The organism is Candidatus Sericytochromatia bacterium (assembly GCA_035285325.1).
In the GTDB taxonomy this organism is placed as follows: domain Bacteria; phylum Cyanobacteriota; class Sericytochromatia; order S15B-MN24; family JAQBPE01; genus JAYKJB01.
The window spans coordinates 1-18,489 of sequence record JAYKJB010000053.1; the positions used below are offsets into that span (position 1 = coordinate 1).

An 18,489-nucleotide genomic window follows, 5' to 3' on the forward strand; every position below is an offset into this window, starting at 1 on the left:
TGGGCCTCGTGCTGCAGCAGGCGCGATTCGATGTGGAAGCGCGCCCCGGCGGGCAGCACGTGCAGCTGGATGTTGCTCATCGCGAGGATCTGGCCGGTGCGGGCTTCGTGGACGTTGGAGTAGTCCATCTGCCGCGCATCCACGATCGTCACGGCGCCGGCCCCGACCACGGACAGCGACGTGTCGGGGGCCACCACCACGGCGGTGTCCTCGTCGATGCCGAGCCCCAGCAGGAAAGGGTTCTGGGCCACGATCGAGAGCAGCCGGCCCAGCCGATGGCGCTGCGAGAAATGCTGGTCAATGATCACGCGGTTGAGCAGCCCCAGGCCGGGCACGAGGTTCAACATGCCCTTGCGCGGGTGGACGCCCTGCCGCCCGCTGGCGACCATGTGCTCGGAGATGGCCGAGGCCCCCGCACTGGTGCCGGCCACGCAGGCGCCGCGGCGCTTGTAGGCGCGGTGCATGGCCTTGCCGACCTCGGAGCCGCCCAGGATCGCGGCCAGGCGACTCTGGTCGCCGCCGGTCATGAAGATGCCGCCGGCGTTCAGCACCACCTCGGCGATCGCCGGGTCATTGGCCGCGATGCGGTCATGCACGTGCAGCGTGGTGACCTGCCGGGCGCCCAGATCGGTGAAGGCCGTGTGGTACACGCGCTCGATCTCGCGCCCGAGGCTGCTGGCCGTGGTGAGCACCACCATATGGGCCTCCCGGCCGCCGGACAGCTCCACCACGCGTCCCAGGATTTCCTTGTGGCCGGTGCGATCCTCGGCGCCCCCGATGATGACCAGCTGGCCTTTTGTCTGCTCCACCCCAGGCTCCTTGCCGCCCGCCCTTGCGCGCCGGGCTCCATTCTACACGCCTTGCTGGGCTACCGCAGGCCGCCCCTTTCGTCACCGGACCCGTCCCAGCGCCCCGCTGCGCCCTACAGCTCTCCCTCCGCAAACCCGACCAGGATGGCGAAATCCTCGCGCTTGCCGATGCCGTACAGCACATACCGGCCGGAGCGCAGGTCGCGATCGTACAGGATCGTCCCGTAGGAAAGCGGGGTGAAGTGGCCCGGCACGGGCGGCACGCCTGGCCCCAGTTCCCGCCCGAGCGGCGGAGCGGCGATGCCGCGCTGGCGATCGGCGGCCGAGGGCAAACCAGCGCGCAGGTTCGGCGCGATCGTCTGATACTGAGGCACATCGCCCCAAGGGCTGATCAGCAGGGTGTGTCCGCGCGGCTGCGACAGCACGAAGGCGACGAAGTCCCGCGGCGCCGGAAAGAAGTCCTCGGTGGCCAGGCTGTTGCGATAGTCACCGCGGCGCTCGAGGGCCTGTTTCAGGAACAACACCCGCTCGGCCGTCTGCCGGTTGGGGTCGAGCGGCCCGGCCGGCAGCGGCGGGGCGCTCAGGGCGTGGCCGGCCGCTCCCACCATCATGCCGGCCACCCAGAAGGCCCCCAGCACGTGGGTGCGGGGATGGGTCTGCCACCAGGCGATGAAGGCCACGCCCACCACCGCCAGGGCCGCGAACAGGCTCCAGGCCCAAACGGGCGGGAGGGACAGGCCGCGGCTGAAGCCATACGCCACCAGGGCACCGGCCAGCGCGCTAGCGGCCCCGTAGGCCGTCGTGCGAACCGCGCGCCGGCGACGGCGGAGCTTGCCCGAACGGGGCGGCGGAAAGATGGGGAGCCGCAAGGCACGGGGGAATGACTTCATGGGCGCATACCCAGCCTGGCCGATTTGCCTTCCCGGCGCCGTGGCCGCTGCACACGGGCGACGACGCCACGTGCCTGGCATCACATGCCCCGCGCGCAGCGTTATGTCACACTGGGCCATCCCGCCCCTGCCGGTCGGGCCCCGCGCGTCCCCTTTTTCCGCTTGCCCGTGTCCGACGCTTCGACGCCCTCTCAGACCAAACCCGCGCCGAGCCTGGCGCGCAGCAGCGCCTGGAATGCCCTGGCGAGCGTCCTGACGGTGCTCGGGCGGGCCGGGGCGACAGTGCTGGTGGCGCGTGGCCTCGCCCCGGAGCAGACCGGCCTGCTGGTGCTGGGGCTCTGGATCGTGGAGATGGCCGCGCTGGTCGTCGGGCTGGGGCTGCCGAGCGGGCTCACGCGCTTCGGCGCGGTGGCCGCCGGACGCGGCGACGAGAGCGAACTGCGCGCGCTCAGTGCCTGGATCTGGCGCGTGCAGCTGGCCCTGCTGGGGCTGGGCGCCCTGGCCCTGGCGCTGAGCCTGCAGTGGGGCAGCGCGCTGGCGGTGCTGCGTCCCCTGACGCCCGGCTTTTGCCTGCTGCTCGTGGGCCAGGGCCTGGGGAGCTTGCTGGCCGGACGGCTGGCCGCCAGCCAGGCCTTTCCGCGCGCCGCGGGCTTGCAGGCGACGGCGGCCGGGTTGCTGGTGGTCGCGGTCGGGCTCGGGATCCAGCTGGGAGGGGTGTCCGGGGCGCTCTGGGGTTACGTGATCGGCCAGCTGCCCCTGGCGTTTGGGGCCCTGTACGTCCTGGGTCGTGACCAGGCCCCCACTCCGCCGACGGCGCCCCTGAAGCGAGAAGTCTGGCGCTTCGCGCTGGCCAGCTGGAGCGCGGGCCTGGTCTCGGCGCTGGTCTGGTCACGCCTGGAGCTGGCCTTTCTGGCGCGCAGCGTCGGCAGCGAGGCGGTGGCCCAGTTTTCGGTGGCCCTCAGCATGGCCGGCTTCGTCAGCCAGCTGCCCCTGCTGGTCAGCGGGGCCCTGGTGAGTCATTTCGCCAGCAACGCGGCGCATCCGGACCCTGGCCGCAACCAGCAAGCCTATGCCAGCGCCACCCGCGTGCTGGCCAGCGTGCTGTTTCCCACCTGTTTCATGGCCAGTGCCGCCATGCCGGTGCTGCTGCCGTGGCTGTTCGGGCCTGCCTTTGCGCCGGCGGTGCCGATCGCCGCGGGCCTGGCCGCCGCCTCGGCCCTGAACGTCTCGGCGGTCGGCTCCGCGCTGATTCACGGCGCCGGCCGGGCCGGCTTCATCACCCGCACCTGCCTGCTGGGCGGCGGGCTGACGATCGCGAGCGGCCTGCTGCTGGTGCCCTGGGGCGGCACCGTCGCGGCCGCGGCGAGCCGGGCCGTGGTGCAAGGCCTGATGGTGGGCATCGGCTGCTGGTACATCGCCCGGCGCCTGCACACCCCGGTGCCGCTCGACTCGTTGGCCCGCACGGCCGTGGCCGCGGCGCTCGCGGCGGGGGCGATCGCCCTGCTGATGGCCGCCGCCGCACCGCCCTGGTCACTGCTGCCGGGGCTGCCGGTCGCGCTCGGCCTGTACCTGTGGGGCCTGCGCCAGTTGAAGGCGCTCACGATCAGCGACGGTGAGGCCCTGGACCGCTGGGCCGGCCGGCTGCCGGCGGCCCTGGCGGGGCCGGCGCAACGCACCGTGCGCTGGTTGGTGAGGTGGCCATGAGGCTGGCCCTGGTCTGCAACGAATATCCCCCCTTGCCCAGCGGAGGCATCGGCACCTTCGTGCACACGCTGGCGCCGGGGCTCGCGGCGCGGGGCCACGCCGTGACGGTGGTCGGCCTGGGGAACGAGGCCACGGAACGACTCGAGGACGGGGTGCGCGTGGTGAGCCTGCCGGGCGATACCCGACGCGGCCTGGCCGGGCTGCGCAATCGGCTCCGCCTCCAGCGCTGGCTGCGCCGGGAGGGCGCGCAGGCCCCTTGGGACGTGGTCGAGGTGCCCGACTTCCAGGGCATGCTGCCGTTCCGCCTGCCCGGCACCCCGGTGGTCGTGCGGCTGCACCTGAGCGCCACGGCGATCGCCCGACAAGCCGACCAGCGGGCGGGACTGGGCACCCACCTGTTCGAGCGTCTGACGCTGCAGCGGCACCCGGACTGGATCGCCGTCTCCCAGCACGCCTCGACGCTCACGCAAGAGACCTTCGGGCTCACGCCCCGCAGCGTGACGGTGCAGTACTACCCCGTGAGCCCCCCCACCGGCAGGGCGCAGTCACTCGCTCTGCCCGGCCGTTTCTGGCTGTATGCCGGCACCCTGTCGCGCCGCAAGGGGGCCCTGCTGGTGGCCGAGGCCGCCCGCGAGGCCCTGGCGGCGCATCCGGCCCATCACCTGGTGTTCGCGGGCCCCAGCATCCAGGAGGCCGGTGAGGACACCGGCGAGACCATTCGGGCGATCGTGGGCCCGCGGCTGGCCGAGCGGGTCCACCTGCTGGGGCGCCTCGACCGGGCCACGCTGTTTGCCGTCATGCAGGCCGCCGACGCCCTGCTGATGCCGAGCAGCCTGGAAACCTTCGGGCTGGTGGCCGCCGAGGCGATGTGGTGCGGCACGCCGGTGATCGCCACCCAGGCCCCGCCCTTCACCGAGTACCTCGAAGACGGTCGAACCGGCATTCTCGTCCCGCCGGACGACGCGCCGGCCCTGGCAAGCGCGCTCGCACGGCTGGGCGCCTTCCCGGCCTGGGCCGACGCGCTGCGCGAGGCCAGCCAGGCCCATATCCGGCAGCATTTCAGCCTGGCGGCGACCCTGACCGCCAACGAGGCCCTCTATGAGCGGCTGCGTGAGAACACCCCCCGGAGGCCCCGATGACCCCGCCCCGTCTGGCTGTGGCGATCCCGACCTACATGCGCGGCGATGTGCTGATCGCCACTCTGAAGCAGGTGTTGCAGCAACAGCCGCCGGCCGACGAGGTGCTGGTGATCGACCAGACCCCGGCCCACCTGCCTGAGGTGGCCGCCCAGTTGCAGGCCTGGGCCGACCGCGAAGCCCTTCGCTGGATCCGTCAGTCCCCGGCGAATCTTCCGGCCGCGCGCAACCGGGCCCTGCGGGAAACGCGCTGCGAGGCCGTCGTGTTCATCGACGACGATGTCGTGCTCGAACCCGGCTTTCTGGCGGCCCACCGGGCCGCGCTGGCCGATCCCGGCGTCGATGCGGTGGCCGGTAAGGTGGTGCAGGCCCGCGGCTGGAACCACCCGAAGCCGCCGGCCGGCGGCTGGCCGCGCGAGCTGGACTACTTTTACTTTCAGCTCGACAGCGACACCCCCGCGCGGGGCATCGCCAACTTTCCGGGCGGCAACCATGCCATCCGGGTGAACACGGCCCGCCGGCTCGGCGGCTACGACGAGGCCTTCGTGGGCTGGGCCTTCCGCGAGGAGTCCGACATGGCGCTGCGCCTCTACCGCGCGGGCGGCCTGATCGTCTATGAGCCCCAGGCAGCCCTGCTGCACCTGGCCGCCCCGGCCGGCGGCTGCCGCATCGACCAGCCGCAGCAGGCCCCACCCGAGTGGCAGATCGCCTTTCCGGCCCTGTATTTCCTGTGTAAACACTTTCCCCTGCGCCGCAATTTCTGGTACGAGGTCTGCCTGCGCAGCCTGCGCAAGTATTGCCTGCGCCGGCAGATCCTGCGGGCCCCCTGGCGACTGCCGGGGGCGTTTGCCGCCTATGGCCTGGCGCTCTGGCGGGCCTGGCGCCTGGCCCGGCCCCATCACCACCACGCCTGACGCGAAAAAGGACCCTCGGCCATGGCCTTCATCCTCTTGATCGCCGTTCTCAACACCGTGATCGGCTGGCGCTACGTGCGGGCGGTGCAACAGCGCGCCCCGCACACGCTCTGGCTGATGCCGCCCACCTACGTGCTGGGCCTCGGCTACCTGGTCTACACGCTCTACCCGCTCTGGATCAGCTCGCCCTGGAGCCCGGATCCCGACCTGGACCCCGACACGCTGGCGCTCTCGATGCTGTTCGCCACGGTCTTTCAGCTGATCCTGCTGGCGGTCTTCTTCCTGCGCGGCTTTCCAGACGCCACGCCGACCTCCCCTTCGACGGACGACCCGCAGGAGGCCGAACGCTACGCGCCCGTCCTGCACCTGGGCTTCCTCTTCGCGCTGGCGCCCTTCGCCTACCGAGCCGCCACCGGCAACTGGTTTACCCTCTATGAGGACATCACGGACCTGCACGCCTCGCTGGGCGGGCTGATCTGCGAATCGCTCTACCCGGTGGTCTACATGTACTTCCCGCTGGCCTTCAGCCTGCTGAAGCACGCGCGGCTGCGCGGGGTGATCGCGTTCCAGCTGGGGCTGCTGGGCCTGGTCCTGCTCACCTCGGCCGCCATCAGCACGGCCAAGGGCCAGCTGCTGCTGTTTCTCTTCCTGTACCTGGTCTACGTCAACCTGACGCAGCAGCGCCTGCGCAAGGGCCTGATTGCGGGTCTGCTGGTGCTGGGCGTGGCTTTCTCGATCTACAGCCACACCCTGCGGCTCTACGGCAAGGTGCGCGGCGAGGTGTCCTGGGAGGTGCTCTCGCGCAACGCGGGCGTGATCAGCGAGACCTTCCTGGAGAACAGCGGCACCGCGCTCAATTCGCTGGTCGAGCGTCACAATCAGATCCGGGGCCTGTACATTCTCATGACCCGACCCGACGACTGGGATCGCGAGGCCTTCTTCCTGGGCAGCGTGGTGGAGCTGGGCAACCTGATTCCCCGCTGGGTCTGGCCTGACCGCCCGCACCTGAGCTTCAACCACTTCGCGACGCGCGCGATCTGGGGCCACGAACAGCTGCTGTCGGAGACGCCGGTGGGGCGCATCGGCGAGGCCTACTTCGTGTTCGGGCCCTTCGGCCTCGTCTTCGCGGCCATTTACGGGCTGTTCTTCCGCCTGCTGTGGCAGTTTCGGCTGGCCTACATGGGCGAGCCTTTCTGGCAGGCCGCCTACGGGATGTTGCTGTTCATGTTCGTGATTCCGGACGCCTACATGTTCTACAACATCAAGGCCGTGCTGCTGGCCGGACCGGGGCTGTTCGCCCTCTGGCTGCTGCACCGCCGCCAGCAGCGCGAGCGCGCGTAGGCGAACGCGCCGCTCATCGCGAGGCTCCGCTCGGAACCGTGCTCACGCCTGCGGCACGCGGGGGTCCGGCTCCCCGGGCTCGCTCGGCCAGCGGCGTGGCGGGCGACCCGTGAGCGCCATCTCACGCCGCTTGAACTCGCGCAGGCGCATGACCTCGGCGCGCAGATGCGCCCAGGCGTAGCCGGCAAACCCGGCCCGCCAGGTGCCGCGAATCAGCCAGTAATACAGGAACAGGGCCTGGTAGCGCCCCGGCAGGCGAAAAAAGTGCCGCTTCAACCACATGCGTCGCTGCAGCGCCGTGCCGAACAGCCTGGGCGTATCGGCCAGCGGGGCCCCCTCGGCCAGCGACAGGGCCTCAGCGGTGGTGTAGCGGTTCTGCTTGTCCCACCAGTGGTGCAGATCCGGGCTGTCGTGGTGCGCGATCTCCCCCCGCAGCGTGACCACAGGACCCGCCACGTGAGCGTGCTCGTTGACGCGCGTGGCCGAAAAATGCGCCGCGCCGGTGCGCCAGGCGCGCAGCAGGGTCAGGCGAACGGGCAGGGGACGGGTCATGAAATGCAACCGGATCGGCAGGCGGAGCCCCACCGCCTCGCGGCGGGCCATCGTGGCGAGCAGTTCGGCCTTGAGCGCGTCGGTCAGCCGCTCGTCCGGATCGAGCTTCAGGGTCCAGGGCGCGGTGATCGGCAGCTCACGCAGGGCAAAGTTCCACTGATCGCCAAAATCCGTGAAGCGACGCTGCACCACCGTCACCCCATATCGAAGGGCGATCGTGACGGTCTCGTCACGGCTCAGGCTGTCGACCAGAAAGACCTCCTGAGCGAAGCCTTGCAGATTTTCCAGCAAGCCTTCCAGCTGATGGGCCTCGTTGAGCGCCAGGATCAGCACCGCCACGGGGGCGACGCCGGGGATCCAGCGCGCGGTCAATCCCGGCTGATCCATGGCGGGAGCGCCCCTCCTGTCAGCAACCAGCGATAGGTCTCGGCCATGCGGCCGGCCACCACGGCCCAGTCGAATTCCCGTGCCATCCAGGCGCGCCCGAGTTCGCCCATCGCGGAGAGTTCCGCGGCCGGTCGGCCCAAGGCCTGATCCAGCGCCGCCACCCAGGGGTCCAGCCCCGGCGCGACCCACCAGCCGGCCCCGCGCAGGGGCAGTTCGCCCCAGGGGGCGGCCTGCGAGACCAGGGCGGGGGTGCCGGCCGCGAGCGCCTCGGCCACGGCCACGGCAAAGTTCTCGCTGTGCGAGGGCAGCACGAACAGTTCGGCCTCGGCCAGCGCCTGCCACTTGGCCTCCCCCGCCAGCGGACCGGCAAACTGGACCCGCTGCAGGCCCAAGCGACCCGCGAGGCGCTCCAGCACCGCCCGGTGCCCGCCCACATCCGGGCCGACAATCCGCACCTGCCAGTCGGGGTGCGCCCCCTCCAGCCGGGCCCAGGCGTGCAGCAAGCCATCGAGGCCCTTGACCGGGTGCAGGCGGCCCAGAAACAGCAGCGTGCGGGGCAAGCAATGATGTTTGGGACGCCACACGGGCAGATCGATGCCGCTCGGGATCACGGCCACCGGCTGCCGGAAGCCCCAGCGGCGAATGTCGTCCCGCTCGTGCAGGGCCGTCGCGTGAAAACACGAGACGGGCGCCAGCGCCGGGCGCTGCAGCAAGGGCCAGACCAGGCGCTTGAGCGGAGAGCCGCTGCGCATGGCCCAGGGCGAGAGCGTCCCGTGGGGCGAGACCACGTAAGGCAGACGAAAGCGACGGGCCACCCAACCCGGATAGACGTTGGGCCACATCCACAGGCTGTGGTTGTGCAGCACCCCGATCCGACTCGTGGCGGCCTCATTTCGTAGCCAGGCGAGCAACGCCGGCGAGGCGCCCCAGCGACGGGGCCCCGCCCCACGCGGGAACGCGTGCAGCCAGGGGCGCTCCCGATCAGGGGAGGCCTCGAGGGTGGCCAGATCAGCCCGGCAGCCCTGCGCCTGCAAGGCCGGCAGCAGACGCGTCACGACGTAAGTGGGGCCGCTGGCGTCCTCGGCCAGGGCCGGCACGATATGAACGGCGCGCATGGGCCTCCCCTCAAGTTGATCGCCGCCGCAGTCGATGAGGACCTTAACACAAACGCCGTCTGTTCCGAACCCTGGTGACAGGGCCAGCGAGGGAGGCGGGCGTGTGGCCGGGCTGCACCGCCGTTGCCAAGCTGATGCCTGGAAGTATTAAGGCTTCCGACAGTTTGCGTTTCGCGTGCATAAACACGGCGCCCCACGGGTACGGTCCACTTGTGATCAACTTTACAGCCACGCCCTTCCGCTTTTCATATTGTTGGCGCAATGGTCATCGGCGAGTTTGGTGCCCCGTGGTCGACCCCCGCTCGTGACTGATCGGTCCCACCTTGCCTTCCTCCGCCAGAAAGAGAGTAACCCCGATGCGAAATGTCGTCATGTTCCGGTCTCTGACAGTGCCCGTGGCCTCGGCCTTCATGCTGGCCTCGTGCTTTGCCCCGGTGACGTCGGTGACCCCGACAGGCGCACCGCTGCAGGGCCCCTCCTCGGTGGACGCCCCGATCCCGGCCGTCGCGCCGCTGCCTGCCGGCACCGTCAAGGGTGTCGTGATGGCCTTCAATGCGCAGAAGCAAGACTTCGAGCCGGTGGTCGGCGCCCAGGTGTCCGTCGCCGGCGCCAAGATCTTCGGTACCACCGCCGCTGACGGCACCTACACCTTGACGGGCGTGGCGCCCGGCAAGCACGAGATTCAGGTGTTCGCGGAAGGCTACTCGGATGGCAAGGCCACGATTCAGGCCAACAAGGTGTTCGGCCTGAGCAACGTCAACGTGGCGATGATGCGCCAAGGGCTCGGCGCCGCGGGCGGCAGCCTCGACAGCGGGGCAGCCCCCAAGGGCGGCTTCGAATTGCAGCAGACGATCACCTCCACGCCGGTCGCCACCGCCCCAGCCGCCCGCAACATCACCGTGGTGGGCGTCGTCGCCGACCCGCGTGGTTGCGCCGTGATTGGACCCGCCGGCAACCCGGCCCGCGTCTACGTGACGGCCTCGAACGGCACCATCGCGCAGGCCAGCGGCAACGGCACCCTGCTGGCCGGCGGCGGCGCGGGCGCAGCCTCGACCATCACCACCACCACCGGCTTCTACGCCTTCCGCGTCGACGGCGCGGTGGGCAAGGTCGACGTCCGCGGCACGGCCAGTGGCCGTACGCCTGGTGGCATCGCGATGGAGCGCCGCACCAATACCGTCGTGAGCACCCCCAGCGACGCCACCACCGACATGATCATGTCCATCCAGATGGACAGCTTCCAGACCCTCTCGACCCCCACCGCGGTCGGTTCGGTGGTCCCCGGCGGCCTGTGCACCTTGAACGTGGCCAGCGGTCTCTCGAACCGCGCCGATGAATTCTTCATCCGCATCCGCACCGGCACCTCGTCCAGCAACGTGTGGGACGTCCTGCCCAGCTCGATCACCGCCACCAACGGTACGGGCTCCCTGACCTTCCGCGTGCCTGCCCTGATCACCACCGGCACGGTCTCGGCCCAGCTGGTGCAGCTCGGCATCAGCCCCACCGACTGGAGCTCCCAGTTCAACGCCGTCTCCTACTCGGCCACGGATTTCAACAATTCCGTGCTCGACAGTGCCACCAGCTTCGAGGACGTCACCACGCTGGCCGGCGTGAACTTTGGCTTGCTCGAAGCCAACGACGACGCCGTCTACACCCTGCCCCTGCGCAACACCAATGCCTCGGTGGCGGTGGTCGTGTCGGTCGAGATGGAAGTGGCCACGGGCGCCACGGTGGCCTCGGCCAGCTTCGACGAAGTGGACATTAGCCCGCTCCCGCAGCCCGTGAGCCGTAAGCTGACCTTCACCAACATCGCCCTTCCGGCCGGCACCAACGTCGCCAAGAACTTGGTCGTCCGCCTGCGGAATGCCGGCGGCCTGGCCGACGGCACGGAGTTCGGCATCAGCAACGTGGTGATCAAGGAGACCAACTTCAGCCTGGAGAAGACCCTGACCGGTGCGGCGCGCACCGGGGCCAACGCCCTGACCGCCAGCGCCTTCAGCTCCAGCGGCTGGACCATCACCCAGCAGGTCGCAGACGACGGCGTGGCTTCCAACGGCATCGGCCTGGCCCGCTTCTTCATTCAGCCCTCGACCACCAACACCAACGCGCTGGCGGCGCTGCGCATCTCGGGCATCACCGACACCGACGTGCCGGCCCCCAACAACCCGGCGGTGCAGGGCACGGCCACCTCGGCCACCACGGTCGGCACCGTGCCCAACACCTCCGCCTCGCGCACCCTGCGTCTGACGGTCGATGGCACCACCTTCGCCATCAACGGCATCTTCACCGGCTTCTCCGTGGCGGACGTGCAGGACGCGATCGACTCCACCCTGGGCGACGTGGCGGCCAACCGGCGGGTCACGGTCAGCAAGGCCAACGGTATCTCGTCGTGGGTCTTCACGCGCAACTCGGCCGCGGCCGGCGCCTCGATCAGCATTCTCGGCTACAATGCCGGCGCCCCCACGACGGGGTCAGGCTTGGAAATCCTCAATGCTATGGCCATCGCCTCCAGCGGTCTGGCGCTCAGCTCGTCCTCGGGCGGTCTGACCATCAACCTGGGCTCGGCCACAGTCAACCGCGCCGGCTGGACGGTCCGTGCCGTCTCGACCGACACGATCGTCACGGACGGCACCTCCAACATCACGCTCACCTCCGCCAACTCGGCCCAGCAGTTCCCGGCCAGCGCCGCGACCGCCTCGGGCTCCGCCGCGATCGCCTTCGAACTGATCCCGCCGCAGCAGACCAACGCCTCCCAGAACCCCTACCCCACGGGGCGCAACAATCAGATCATCATCGAGATCCCGATTCAGAGGACCGGAGGCGGCGCCATCTCCCTGGGGGGCACGGCGCACTCCAACGCCAAAATCGAACGCTTCTCGCGGGTCGAGGGCACGGGCGGCACGCGCTTCCCCTTCTCGGACACGGTCAGCAATTCCACCACCACCTTCGGTGGCGCGGGCGGGATCGCGGTGCAGACAGGCCTCTGACGCGCCGTTCGCCGGCCGGCTTCCGCGGGAGGCCGGTCGGCGCCCCCCAGGCCCCGCACGGGGCCTTTTTTATCGCCAGGTCCGTATGCCCCCATCATCCTCGGTCCTGATCGGATTGCGCACGGCCGCCTTGCTCATGCTGGGTGTGCAGGCCCTGGTTGGCTGCAAACTGCCAACCGCCAAGGCGACCACCACCGTCAAGCGCGCCCCGATCAGCCTGAAAACCAAGCCAACGCCGCTTCCGGCCCGCCCGAGCCCGACCGCCGCTGCGGTGCCGGTCACCGGCCTGCCCGCGGCCGCCCCGGTCACCACGCTCAACCCGGCGCCGGCCCAGGCGCTGCTGCCGCAGGCGAGCCAGGCCGCCCCCACCACGATCTTGCCTGTGGTCAGCCGCGGGGGTGGCGGAGGCGGAGGAGGCGGCGGGGGCGGAGCGAGCACGCCGGCCACCGGCGGGGGCGGGCAGGCCGCCAACCCGAGCGCGCCGGCGGCGAGCGACCCGGGCGTCAGCGGCAATGGCGGACGCCTGGTGCCGATCACGCCCAGCACCGAGAGCGCGGCCACGATTCAGATGTTGCCCGACTTCCCGGCCGCCTTCCGCTTTGCCTTGCCAGGCAGCCCCAGCAACAGCCTGCCGACCGGCGACGGGACCGTGCAGGGCGAGACGGTCGACATGAGCGCCGGTGCCCGCCAGCCGTTGGCGGATGTCTGGGTCACCCTGATTGCCTCGAGCAACCATGCGCTGCGCGCCGATCTCAAAAGCAACGCCTCCGGCATCTTCACCTTGGCGTCCCTGGCGGCCGGCAATTACTTCGGCCTGGCGCAGAAAAGCGGTTACGTCCACGACCCCACGCCCCTGTTCATCTCGGTGAGCCGGAACGGTGTGGGGGGCATCAGCTTTGTGCTGACGCGCTGAGCAGCGAGGCCCAGTGATGTCGGCGAGCAGGCTGAACCCTTTTAGATGCCCCCCTCGGGCGGTCACCTTGCCGGTGGCCTCAGCCTTCCTGCTCGCCTCCTGTTTTGCTCCGATCACCGCCCTGCCGCCCACCGGAAGCGCCGTGCCCGTCAGCCCCCTGACCGGAACGCCGGAGACGGGGATGGCGACCCTGCCGGCAGACACCGTTCAAGGTGTCGTGATGGCCTTCAACCCGCTCAAGGGCGAGTTCGAACCGGTCGCGGGCGCGCGCGTGTCCGTGGCGGGCGCCCCGAGCGTTGCCACCACCACCGCCGAGGGAGCCTACACCCTCACCGGCCTGAAGCCCGGCCGGCACACCCTCCAGGTCTTCGCCGAGGGCTACACGGACGGCCAGGCCCAGATCCAGACCAACCGCGTCTGCGGCCTTCACCACGTCAACGTGGCCGTGTTGCGGGAGGGCCTGGGGGCCGCGGCGGGACGTCTGGATGACGCGGTAGCCCCGCGCCGCGGCTTCGAGTTACAGCAGACCGTCACCTCGACGCCGGTCGCCACCGCGCCGGCCGCGCGCAACGTGACGGTCGTCGGCGTCGTGGCCGACCCGCGCGGCTGCGCCGTGATCGGGCCCGTCAACAGCCCCGCGCGGATCAATGTCACGGCCTCGAATGGCACGATCGCCCAGGCCAGCGGCAATGGCGTGCTGCTGTCCAATGGCGGCACCGGGGCGGCCTCCACCATCACCACCACCACCGGCTTCTACGCCTTCAACGTCAACGGGGCCGTCGGCAAGCTCGACCTGCGCGGCACGGCCAGCGGCAAGACGCGGGGCGGAATCGCGCTGGAGCGGCGGGAAAGCGTCAATGCCAGCACCAGCTCGGACACGGCCACCAGCGTGATCATGTCGATCCAGATGGACAGCTTCGAGAGCATCACGGCCCCGACGGTGGTGGGCTCCCTGGTGCCGGGCGGGCTATGCACGCTGAATTTCGGCCAGGGGCTGTCGAGCCGGGCGGACGAGATCTTCATCCGACTGCGCTCGCAGGCGGACCCCAGCCTGGTTTGGGAGGTGCTGCCCGAGAGTGTCACCAGCAACTTCGGGGTCGGCAGCGTGGTGATCCGCATTCCCTACGCCATCCAGACCGGCACCTTCACCCTTCAGGCCGTGCAGCTGGGCATCGGGGGATCGGACTGGTCCGCGCCCCGGGCCGTCGACCCGTATACCCTCAGCGACTTCAACGCCAGCGTGCTCGATGGCAGCGTGTCCTATGATGACGTGATCAGCCGGGCGGGCGTCAACTACGGCCTGCTCGAGGTCGATGACGAGGTGCTTTACACCTTGCCCTTGCGCAACACCCATCCGTCGGTGGCGGCTCAGGTGACGGTCGCACTCGACATCGCCACCGGGGTGGTGGTGGCCTCGGCCAGCTTCGACGGGGTCACCATCAGCCCCACCCCGACGCCGGTTGGGCGTCGCCTGACGATTGCCAACCTGAACCTGCCCGCCGGCACCAGCACGCCGAAGCCGCTGGCGCTGCGCCTGCGCCGCACCAGCGGGCTGCTGGAAGGCCAGGTCTGCGACATCACCAACGTGGTGCTGAGCGAACCCTTCTTCAACATGCAACGGCCCCTGACGGCTGCTGAGCGCACGGGCGCCCAGGCCTTCACGGCGAATGACTTCAGTTCGAGCACCTGGACCATCAGCCAGACGGTGCTCGACGACGGCACCGCCTCGAACGGCATCGGCATCGCGCGCATCTTCGTGACCCCGCCGGCCAGCAGCACCGTCCGCCCCCTGGGCGCGCTGCGCATCATCTGCGTGACGGACACGGACCAGACCGGACCGGGCAATCCGCAGATTCAGGGCAACACCACGGCCTCGACCACCACGGGGACCTTGCCGAACACCCAAGCCTCGCGCACCCTGCGACTGGTGGTCGACGGCACGACCTTCCCGGTCTTCGGGATCTTCTCGAACTTCACGGCCACCGACATTCAGGACGCGGTCGACACCGCCCTCGGCGACAACGCGGGGAATCGCCGGGTCACGGTCAGCAAGGGCAGCGCTTGGACCTTTACCCGGAACGCCTCGACGGCCAGCGCAACGATTGGCATCGTCGGATACAATGCCAGCAACCCCAGCGCCGGCTCGGGTCTGAACCTGCTCAATGCGCTGGCGATCGCCTCCAGCGGGATCCCCAGCACCTCCCTGCAGAGCACCGTCGAGGCCAACCTGGGAGCAGCGCAGGTGTTCGCGCCGGCGGCGCTGGGGCAGCCCTCCTGGTCGCTGCGCCCCCTGAGCGCCAATCACACCTTCACCTTCGGACTGACCAACTATCTCTTCACGCCGAGCACCCCCTCGATGCATTTCCCCGACAAGGGCGAGGTCTTCGGCATCAACGGCAGCGTGGGCTTCGTGTTCGAACTGCTGCCGCCCGCACAGGTCAACGCGACGCAAAACCCCTACCCCGGCGCGCTGCGATCGCAGACCATCCGCATCGACGTGCCGATCCGGCGCACCAATGGCCAACCCTTCAAGCTGGGCGGTGCTGGCCAGTCGTTCATCCAGCTGCGAGAGTTGAGCCTGATTGAGGGCACCGGCGCCCCCCGCTTCCCCAACTTTGAGATCCCGGTGGCGCCCCCGCCCAGCCCAGACCCCCCGGGGGCGCTGGCGGAGTCGAGCGCACTGTGATGGGCCAGACGCCACCGCGTCGCCACACGCGAGCTGACAGGCCTCAGTCCGAGGCTGGCTGCACCGTCGCGTAGACCGCCGCATACTGCGCCGCCACGGCCTGAGGCGTGTAACGTCTCGCGTTGCGGAAACCGGCTTCCACCAGCCGGGCGCGGTAGTCCGCGTCGTCGATCAGGCGCTGCACCCCGGCGCGCAGCGCCGCCTCGCAGCTGGGGTCGACCAGGCAGGCCCCGCTCCCGGCCACCTCGCAGAGCGGCGCGCGATCGCTGGTCAGCACCGGACGCCCGACCTGCTGGGCCTCCAGGATCGGCATGCCGAAGCCCTCATCCAGCGAGGGAAAGGCCAGCATGTCACAGGCCTCGTAGCGCGCCCGCACGGCCTCGGGGGCGAGATCGGCGGCCTGCGTGTAGGCGATGCCACAGGCCTGCAGCAGGGCCTGCTGCGCCGGGCTCAGGGCGCCGATGATGTCCAGCCGCACCGACAGACCCTGCACGGCCCGCACCAGGCGTTCCAGGTTTTTGCGGGCCTGGGTGCCGACCACCAGGATGCGCGGGCAGGCCGCGTCGAAGGCCCGGGGCTGCGACTGGAATGCCGGGGAGACGCAGTTCGGCACCACGTGGATGGGCACCGGCAGCGGCCCGAGCACCGCGCGCAGCTCGCGGGCGCTGTGCGCGGAGACCGTCGTGAGGGCCGCCACCCGGCGCGCCGGCAGGACATACCACAGCCAGCGCAGCAAGGCCCGCCGGAGTCGCCCCGGCTTGCGCAGGAAGCCGCAGTCGTGGATCGTCAGGATCGTGCGGGCGCGCGGCAGGCCAAAGACCACGTAGTGAATGTCGCCCGTCACGTGGTTCAACTCGGCCGCCGCGCGCCGACAGAACCAGAGATTCTGCAGGCGCGGCCAGAGGCCGCGGCTGGGTTGCGGCACCACCACCAGCTCGGCCCGCCAGGCGGCCGGCAGATGCGGCAACACCGCCCCGAACAGCCCCTCGATGCTGTGAAAGCCCGCGCCGGGATGGCGCATGAACAGGCGGGTGCGCATGCGGGGGCGTTCAGCGGGCGTTCGCCGCGGCCGCGGCAGCCGCCTCCAGGGTCACGCGCGACACCTCGTGCAGCTCGGCAAAGGGCACCGGCGCCTCGCCCGTGCGCACGGCCGCCAGAAAAGCCGCCAGGCAGGCGTCATGGCCCTTGTCCTGGCGCCAGCGCCGCTGCGTCGACACGCCCGCCAGGCCCCAGGCGCGCAGCACGCGGAAGTTGTCGAGCTGCAGCACCGCGCCGCCGGCGAACACCTCGAGGCGCTCTTTGGGAAAGCTGCGATGCCCGCTGGCCAGGTAGTGCAGCGTGCCCGTGCTGCCATCATGAAAGCGCAGGCTGAGCGTGAAGGTCTGGGCGTCCGGCCCCTGCGCCGTGACCTGCCAGTCGCGGATCGGGGCCCCGGCCAGGTCGCGCAGCAGATCGACGAAGTGGCAGCCCTCGGCCACCAGGCGCCCGCCGCCCTCGTGCGGATCCAGGCTCCAGTGCTCGGCCGGCAACGCCCCGGCGTTGACCGTCAGCACCAGGCTGCGGGGGCCGCCAAGCCTGGCAAGCAGGCGCTTCAGGCGCTGCACCAGGGGCGCGAAGCGCCGGTTGAAGCCGACGGCCAGCAGCGGCGCGGCGGCGGCCTCGTGGGCGGTCGTGACCGCCGCCAGACCCGCCGGGTCGACGGCCAGCGGCTTTTCCACGAAGACGGGCTTGCCGGCCTGCAGCGCCTGCACCACCAGGCGCGCGTGGGAGTCGTGTCGGCTGGCGATCACCACGGCATCGACCGCTGGATCCGAAAAGACCCGCTCGACCTCGGAGGTGATGCCGGCCGCGCCGAAGCGCAGGCCGGCCCAGGCCGCCCGCGTCCCGCCAGGGCTGGCCACCAGCGCGAGCTCGGCCCCGGCCGCTTTCAAGGCCGGCAGCAGGCGCTGGGTGGCGAAGTCTCCGGCGCCCACCAGGGCCACGCGCAAGGCCCCCGGGCGCGCGGGTCGCGGGCGCGTGACCAGGCGCTGGTCCGCCGTGGGGGGCTCGGCCGGAGCGTCGCCGTAGTCGAGCACCAGGCCCAGCAGGCCGCCCGCCCGCCCGAGCCCGGCGTAGGCGGCCTGGGCTTCGGCAAAGGGGACCCGTTGCGTGATCAGCGGGCGCACGTCGAGCCGGCGCTCGGCCAGCAGCGCCAGCACCGCCTCGAAGTTGCGCTTGGCGGTCCAGCGCACGAAGCCCAGCGGGTAATCCTGGCCGCGCTGCTCGTAGGCCGGATCGTAGCGGCCCGGGCCGTACGAGCACGAGACCTGGAAGCTGAGTTCCTTCTCGTAGAAGTCGGCCCGCTGCAGCTGCAGGCCCGTCACGCCGACCAGCACCAGCCGCCCGCGCTTGCGACACAGCTGGGCCGCCTGATGCACCGGCCCATCGCTGGCACTGGCCAGCGTCAGCAAGGCGCCGTCCAGCCCCGCCGGACCGACCATGGCCTGCACCAGCGGCCGCGGATCCGGCGTCTCGGCCAGGTTGACCACCTGCGCGCCCCATTCGGCCGCCAGCGCCAGGCGCCCGGCATCCAGATCGAGCGCCACCACCTGGCAGCCGTGCGCGCGCAGCAGCTGCACCGTCAGCAAGCCCAGCACGCCCAGGCCGAACACGGCAAAGGTCTCGCCCAGGGTCGGGGCGGCCAGGCGCACGCCCTGCAGGGCGATCGCCCCCAGCACGGTGAAGGCGGCCTCCTCGTCGGCCAGCGGCGTGGCGGCCTGTGGAATGCGCGCGCACAGGTTGACCGGCACGCAGGCATATTCCGCATGCGGCCCGTTCGAGACCACCCGATCGCCCACGGCGAAGTCGCGCACGCCTTCCCCCAGCGCCACCACCACGCCGGCCTGGCTGTAGCCGAGCGGCACGGCCTGCTGTAGCTTGGCGCGCACGGCCCCCAGCGTGGCGGCCAGCCCGTCGCTGCGGACCTTGGCCAGCACCTGGCGCACCCGCTCGGGCTGCAGGCGCGCCTTGCGCCACCACGAGGCCCGGGCGAACTCCACCAGCATGCGCTCGGTGC

Annotated in this window: 13 protein-coding genes; 7 read left to right on the forward strand and 6 right to left on the reverse strand. The window is 70.8% G+C overall.

The features are described from left to right. The coding region (locus VKP62_06765) for a cyanophycinase (protein ID MEB3196891.1) at window positions 1-809 on the reverse strand (809 nt) is incomplete at its 3' end. Window positions 810-922: 113 nt separating this feature from the next. Further along, window positions 923-1,699 carry a hypothetical protein gene (locus VKP62_06770; GenBank protein ID MEB3196892.1) on the reverse strand — a complete coding sequence of 259 codons (777 nt, stop codon included), beginning with the start codon at window positions 1,697-1,699 and terminating at the stop codon, window positions 923-925. Window positions 1,700-1,783: 84 nt separating this feature from the next. On the opposite strand from VKP62_06770, the gene VKP62_06775 reads away from it, so the two are divergent. From VKP62_06775 to VKP62_06790, 4 genes are read left to right on the forward strand one after another with little or no spacing between them, the layout of a single operon-like run. Continuing rightward, window positions 1,784-3,403, forward strand: coding sequence for a lipopolysaccharide biosynthesis protein (locus tag VKP62_06775; GenBank protein ID MEB3196893.1), 1,620 nt, complete (start codon window positions 1,784-1,786; stop codon window positions 3,401-3,403). Further along, the gene (locus VKP62_06780; GenBank protein ID MEB3196894.1) at window positions 3,400-4,542 is read left to right on the forward strand and encodes a glycosyltransferase family 4 protein; all 1,143 of its coding nucleotides are present in this window, start codon (window positions 3,400-3,402) and stop codon (window positions 4,540-4,542) included. Before VKP62_06775 ends, VKP62_06780 begins: the two co-directional genes overlap by 4 nt. Continuing rightward, window positions 4,539-5,453 (forward strand): glycosyltransferase family A protein, encoded by a 915-nt coding sequence (locus VKP62_06785; protein ID MEB3196895.1) that lies wholly within the window; start codon window positions 4,539-4,541, stop codon window positions 5,451-5,453. Before VKP62_06780 ends, VKP62_06785 begins: the two co-directional genes overlap by 4 nt. Window positions 5,454-5,474: 21 nt before the next feature. Beyond that, complete coding sequence (locus VKP62_06790; GenBank protein ID MEB3196896.1) at window positions 5,475-6,794, forward strand: hypothetical protein; 1,320 nt, start codon at window positions 5,475-5,477, stop codon at window positions 6,792-6,794. A 42-nt stretch (window positions 6,795-6,836) separates the two neighbouring features. Here the strand turns inward: VKP62_06790 and VKP62_06795 are convergent, their stop codons facing one another. Continuing rightward, a complete protein-coding gene (locus VKP62_06795; GenBank protein ID MEB3196897.1) occupies window positions 6,837-7,733 on the reverse strand; it encodes a glycosyltransferase family 2 protein in 897 nt (298 codons plus the stop codon). Next, window positions 7,715-8,848, reverse strand: coding sequence for a glycosyltransferase (locus VKP62_06800; GenBank protein MEB3196898.1), 1,134 nt, complete (start codon window positions 8,846-8,848; stop codon window positions 7,715-7,717). Before VKP62_06800 ends, VKP62_06795 begins: the two co-directional genes overlap by 19 nt. Window positions 8,849-9,204: 356 nt before the next feature. Here VKP62_06800 and VKP62_06805 point away from each other — a divergent pair, with 356 nt between their 5' ends. The 3 genes from VKP62_06805 (at window position 9,205) to VKP62_06815 (ending at window position 15,434) form a co-directional block, all read left to right on the forward strand. Beyond that, complete coding sequence (locus VKP62_06805) at window positions 9,205-11,835, forward strand: carboxypeptidase regulatory-like domain-containing protein (protein MEB3196899.1); 2,631 nt, start codon at window positions 9,205-9,207, stop codon at window positions 11,833-11,835. 85 nt (window positions 11,836-11,920) lie between these two features. Further along, the gene (locus VKP62_06810) at window positions 11,921-12,748 is read left to right on the forward strand and encodes a hypothetical protein (GenBank protein MEB3196900.1); all 828 of its coding nucleotides are present in this window, start codon (window positions 11,921-11,923) and stop codon (window positions 12,746-12,748) included. Between the two features lie 142 nt (window positions 12,749-12,890). Next, complete coding sequence (locus VKP62_06815; protein ID MEB3196901.1) at window positions 12,891-15,434, forward strand: carboxypeptidase-like regulatory domain-containing protein; 2,544 nt, start codon at window positions 12,891-12,893, stop codon at window positions 15,432-15,434. A 43-nt stretch (window positions 15,435-15,477) separates the two neighbouring features. On the opposite strand, the gene VKP62_06820 is transcribed toward VKP62_06815, so the two are convergent. Together VKP62_06820 and VKP62_06825 are read right to left on the reverse strand one after the other, a co-directional pair. Beyond that, complete coding sequence (locus tag VKP62_06820) at window positions 15,478-16,473, reverse strand: glycosyltransferase family 1 protein (GenBank protein ID MEB3196902.1); 996 nt, start codon at window positions 16,471-16,473, stop codon at window positions 15,478-15,480. Window positions 16,474-16,483: 10 nt separating this feature from the next. Then, window positions 16,484-18,489, reverse strand: a 2,006-nt coding sequence (locus VKP62_06825; GenBank protein MEB3196903.1) for a bi-domain-containing oxidoreductase, incomplete at its 5' end; no start/stop codon positions are given.

What these genes read in the sequence shown, in the direction of transcription:
- VKP62_06770 (MEB3196892.1), bottom strand. Translation starts at nt 1,699, where the DNA reads ATGAAGTCATTCCCCCGTGCCTTGCGGCTCCCCATCTTTCCGCCGCCC.
- VKP62_06775 (MEB3196893.1), top strand. Translation starts at nt 1,784, where the DNA reads ATGCCCCGCGCGCAGCGTTATGTCACACTGGGCCATCCCGCCCCTGCC.
- VKP62_06780 (MEB3196894.1), top strand. Translation starts at nt 3,400, where the DNA reads ATGAGGCTGGCCCTGGTCTGCAACGAATATCCCCCCTTGCCCAGCGGA.
- VKP62_06785 (MEB3196895.1), top strand. Translation starts at nt 4,539, where the DNA reads ATGACCCCGCCCCGTCTGGCTGTGGCGATCCCGACCTACATGCGCGGC.
- VKP62_06790 (MEB3196896.1), top strand. Translation starts at nt 5,475, where the DNA reads ATGGCCTTCATCCTCTTGATCGCCGTTCTCAACACCGTGATCGGCTGG.
- VKP62_06795 (MEB3196897.1), bottom strand. Translation starts at nt 7,733, where the DNA reads ATGGATCAGCCGGGATTGACCGCGCGCTGGATCCCCGGCGTCGCCCCC.
- VKP62_06800 (MEB3196898.1), bottom strand. Translation starts at nt 8,848, where the DNA reads ATGCGCGCCGTTCATATCGTGCCGGCCCTGGCCGAGGACGCCAGCGGC.
- VKP62_06805 (MEB3196899.1), top strand. Translation starts at nt 9,205, where the DNA reads ATGCGAAATGTCGTCATGTTCCGGTCTCTGACAGTGCCCGTGGCCTCG.
- VKP62_06810 (MEB3196900.1), top strand. Translation starts at nt 11,921, where the DNA reads ATGCCCCCATCATCCTCGGTCCTGATCGGATTGCGCACGGCCGCCTTG.
- VKP62_06820 (MEB3196902.1), bottom strand. Translation starts at nt 16,473, where the DNA reads ATGCGCACCCGCCTGTTCATGCGCCATCCCGGCGCGGGCTTTCACAGC.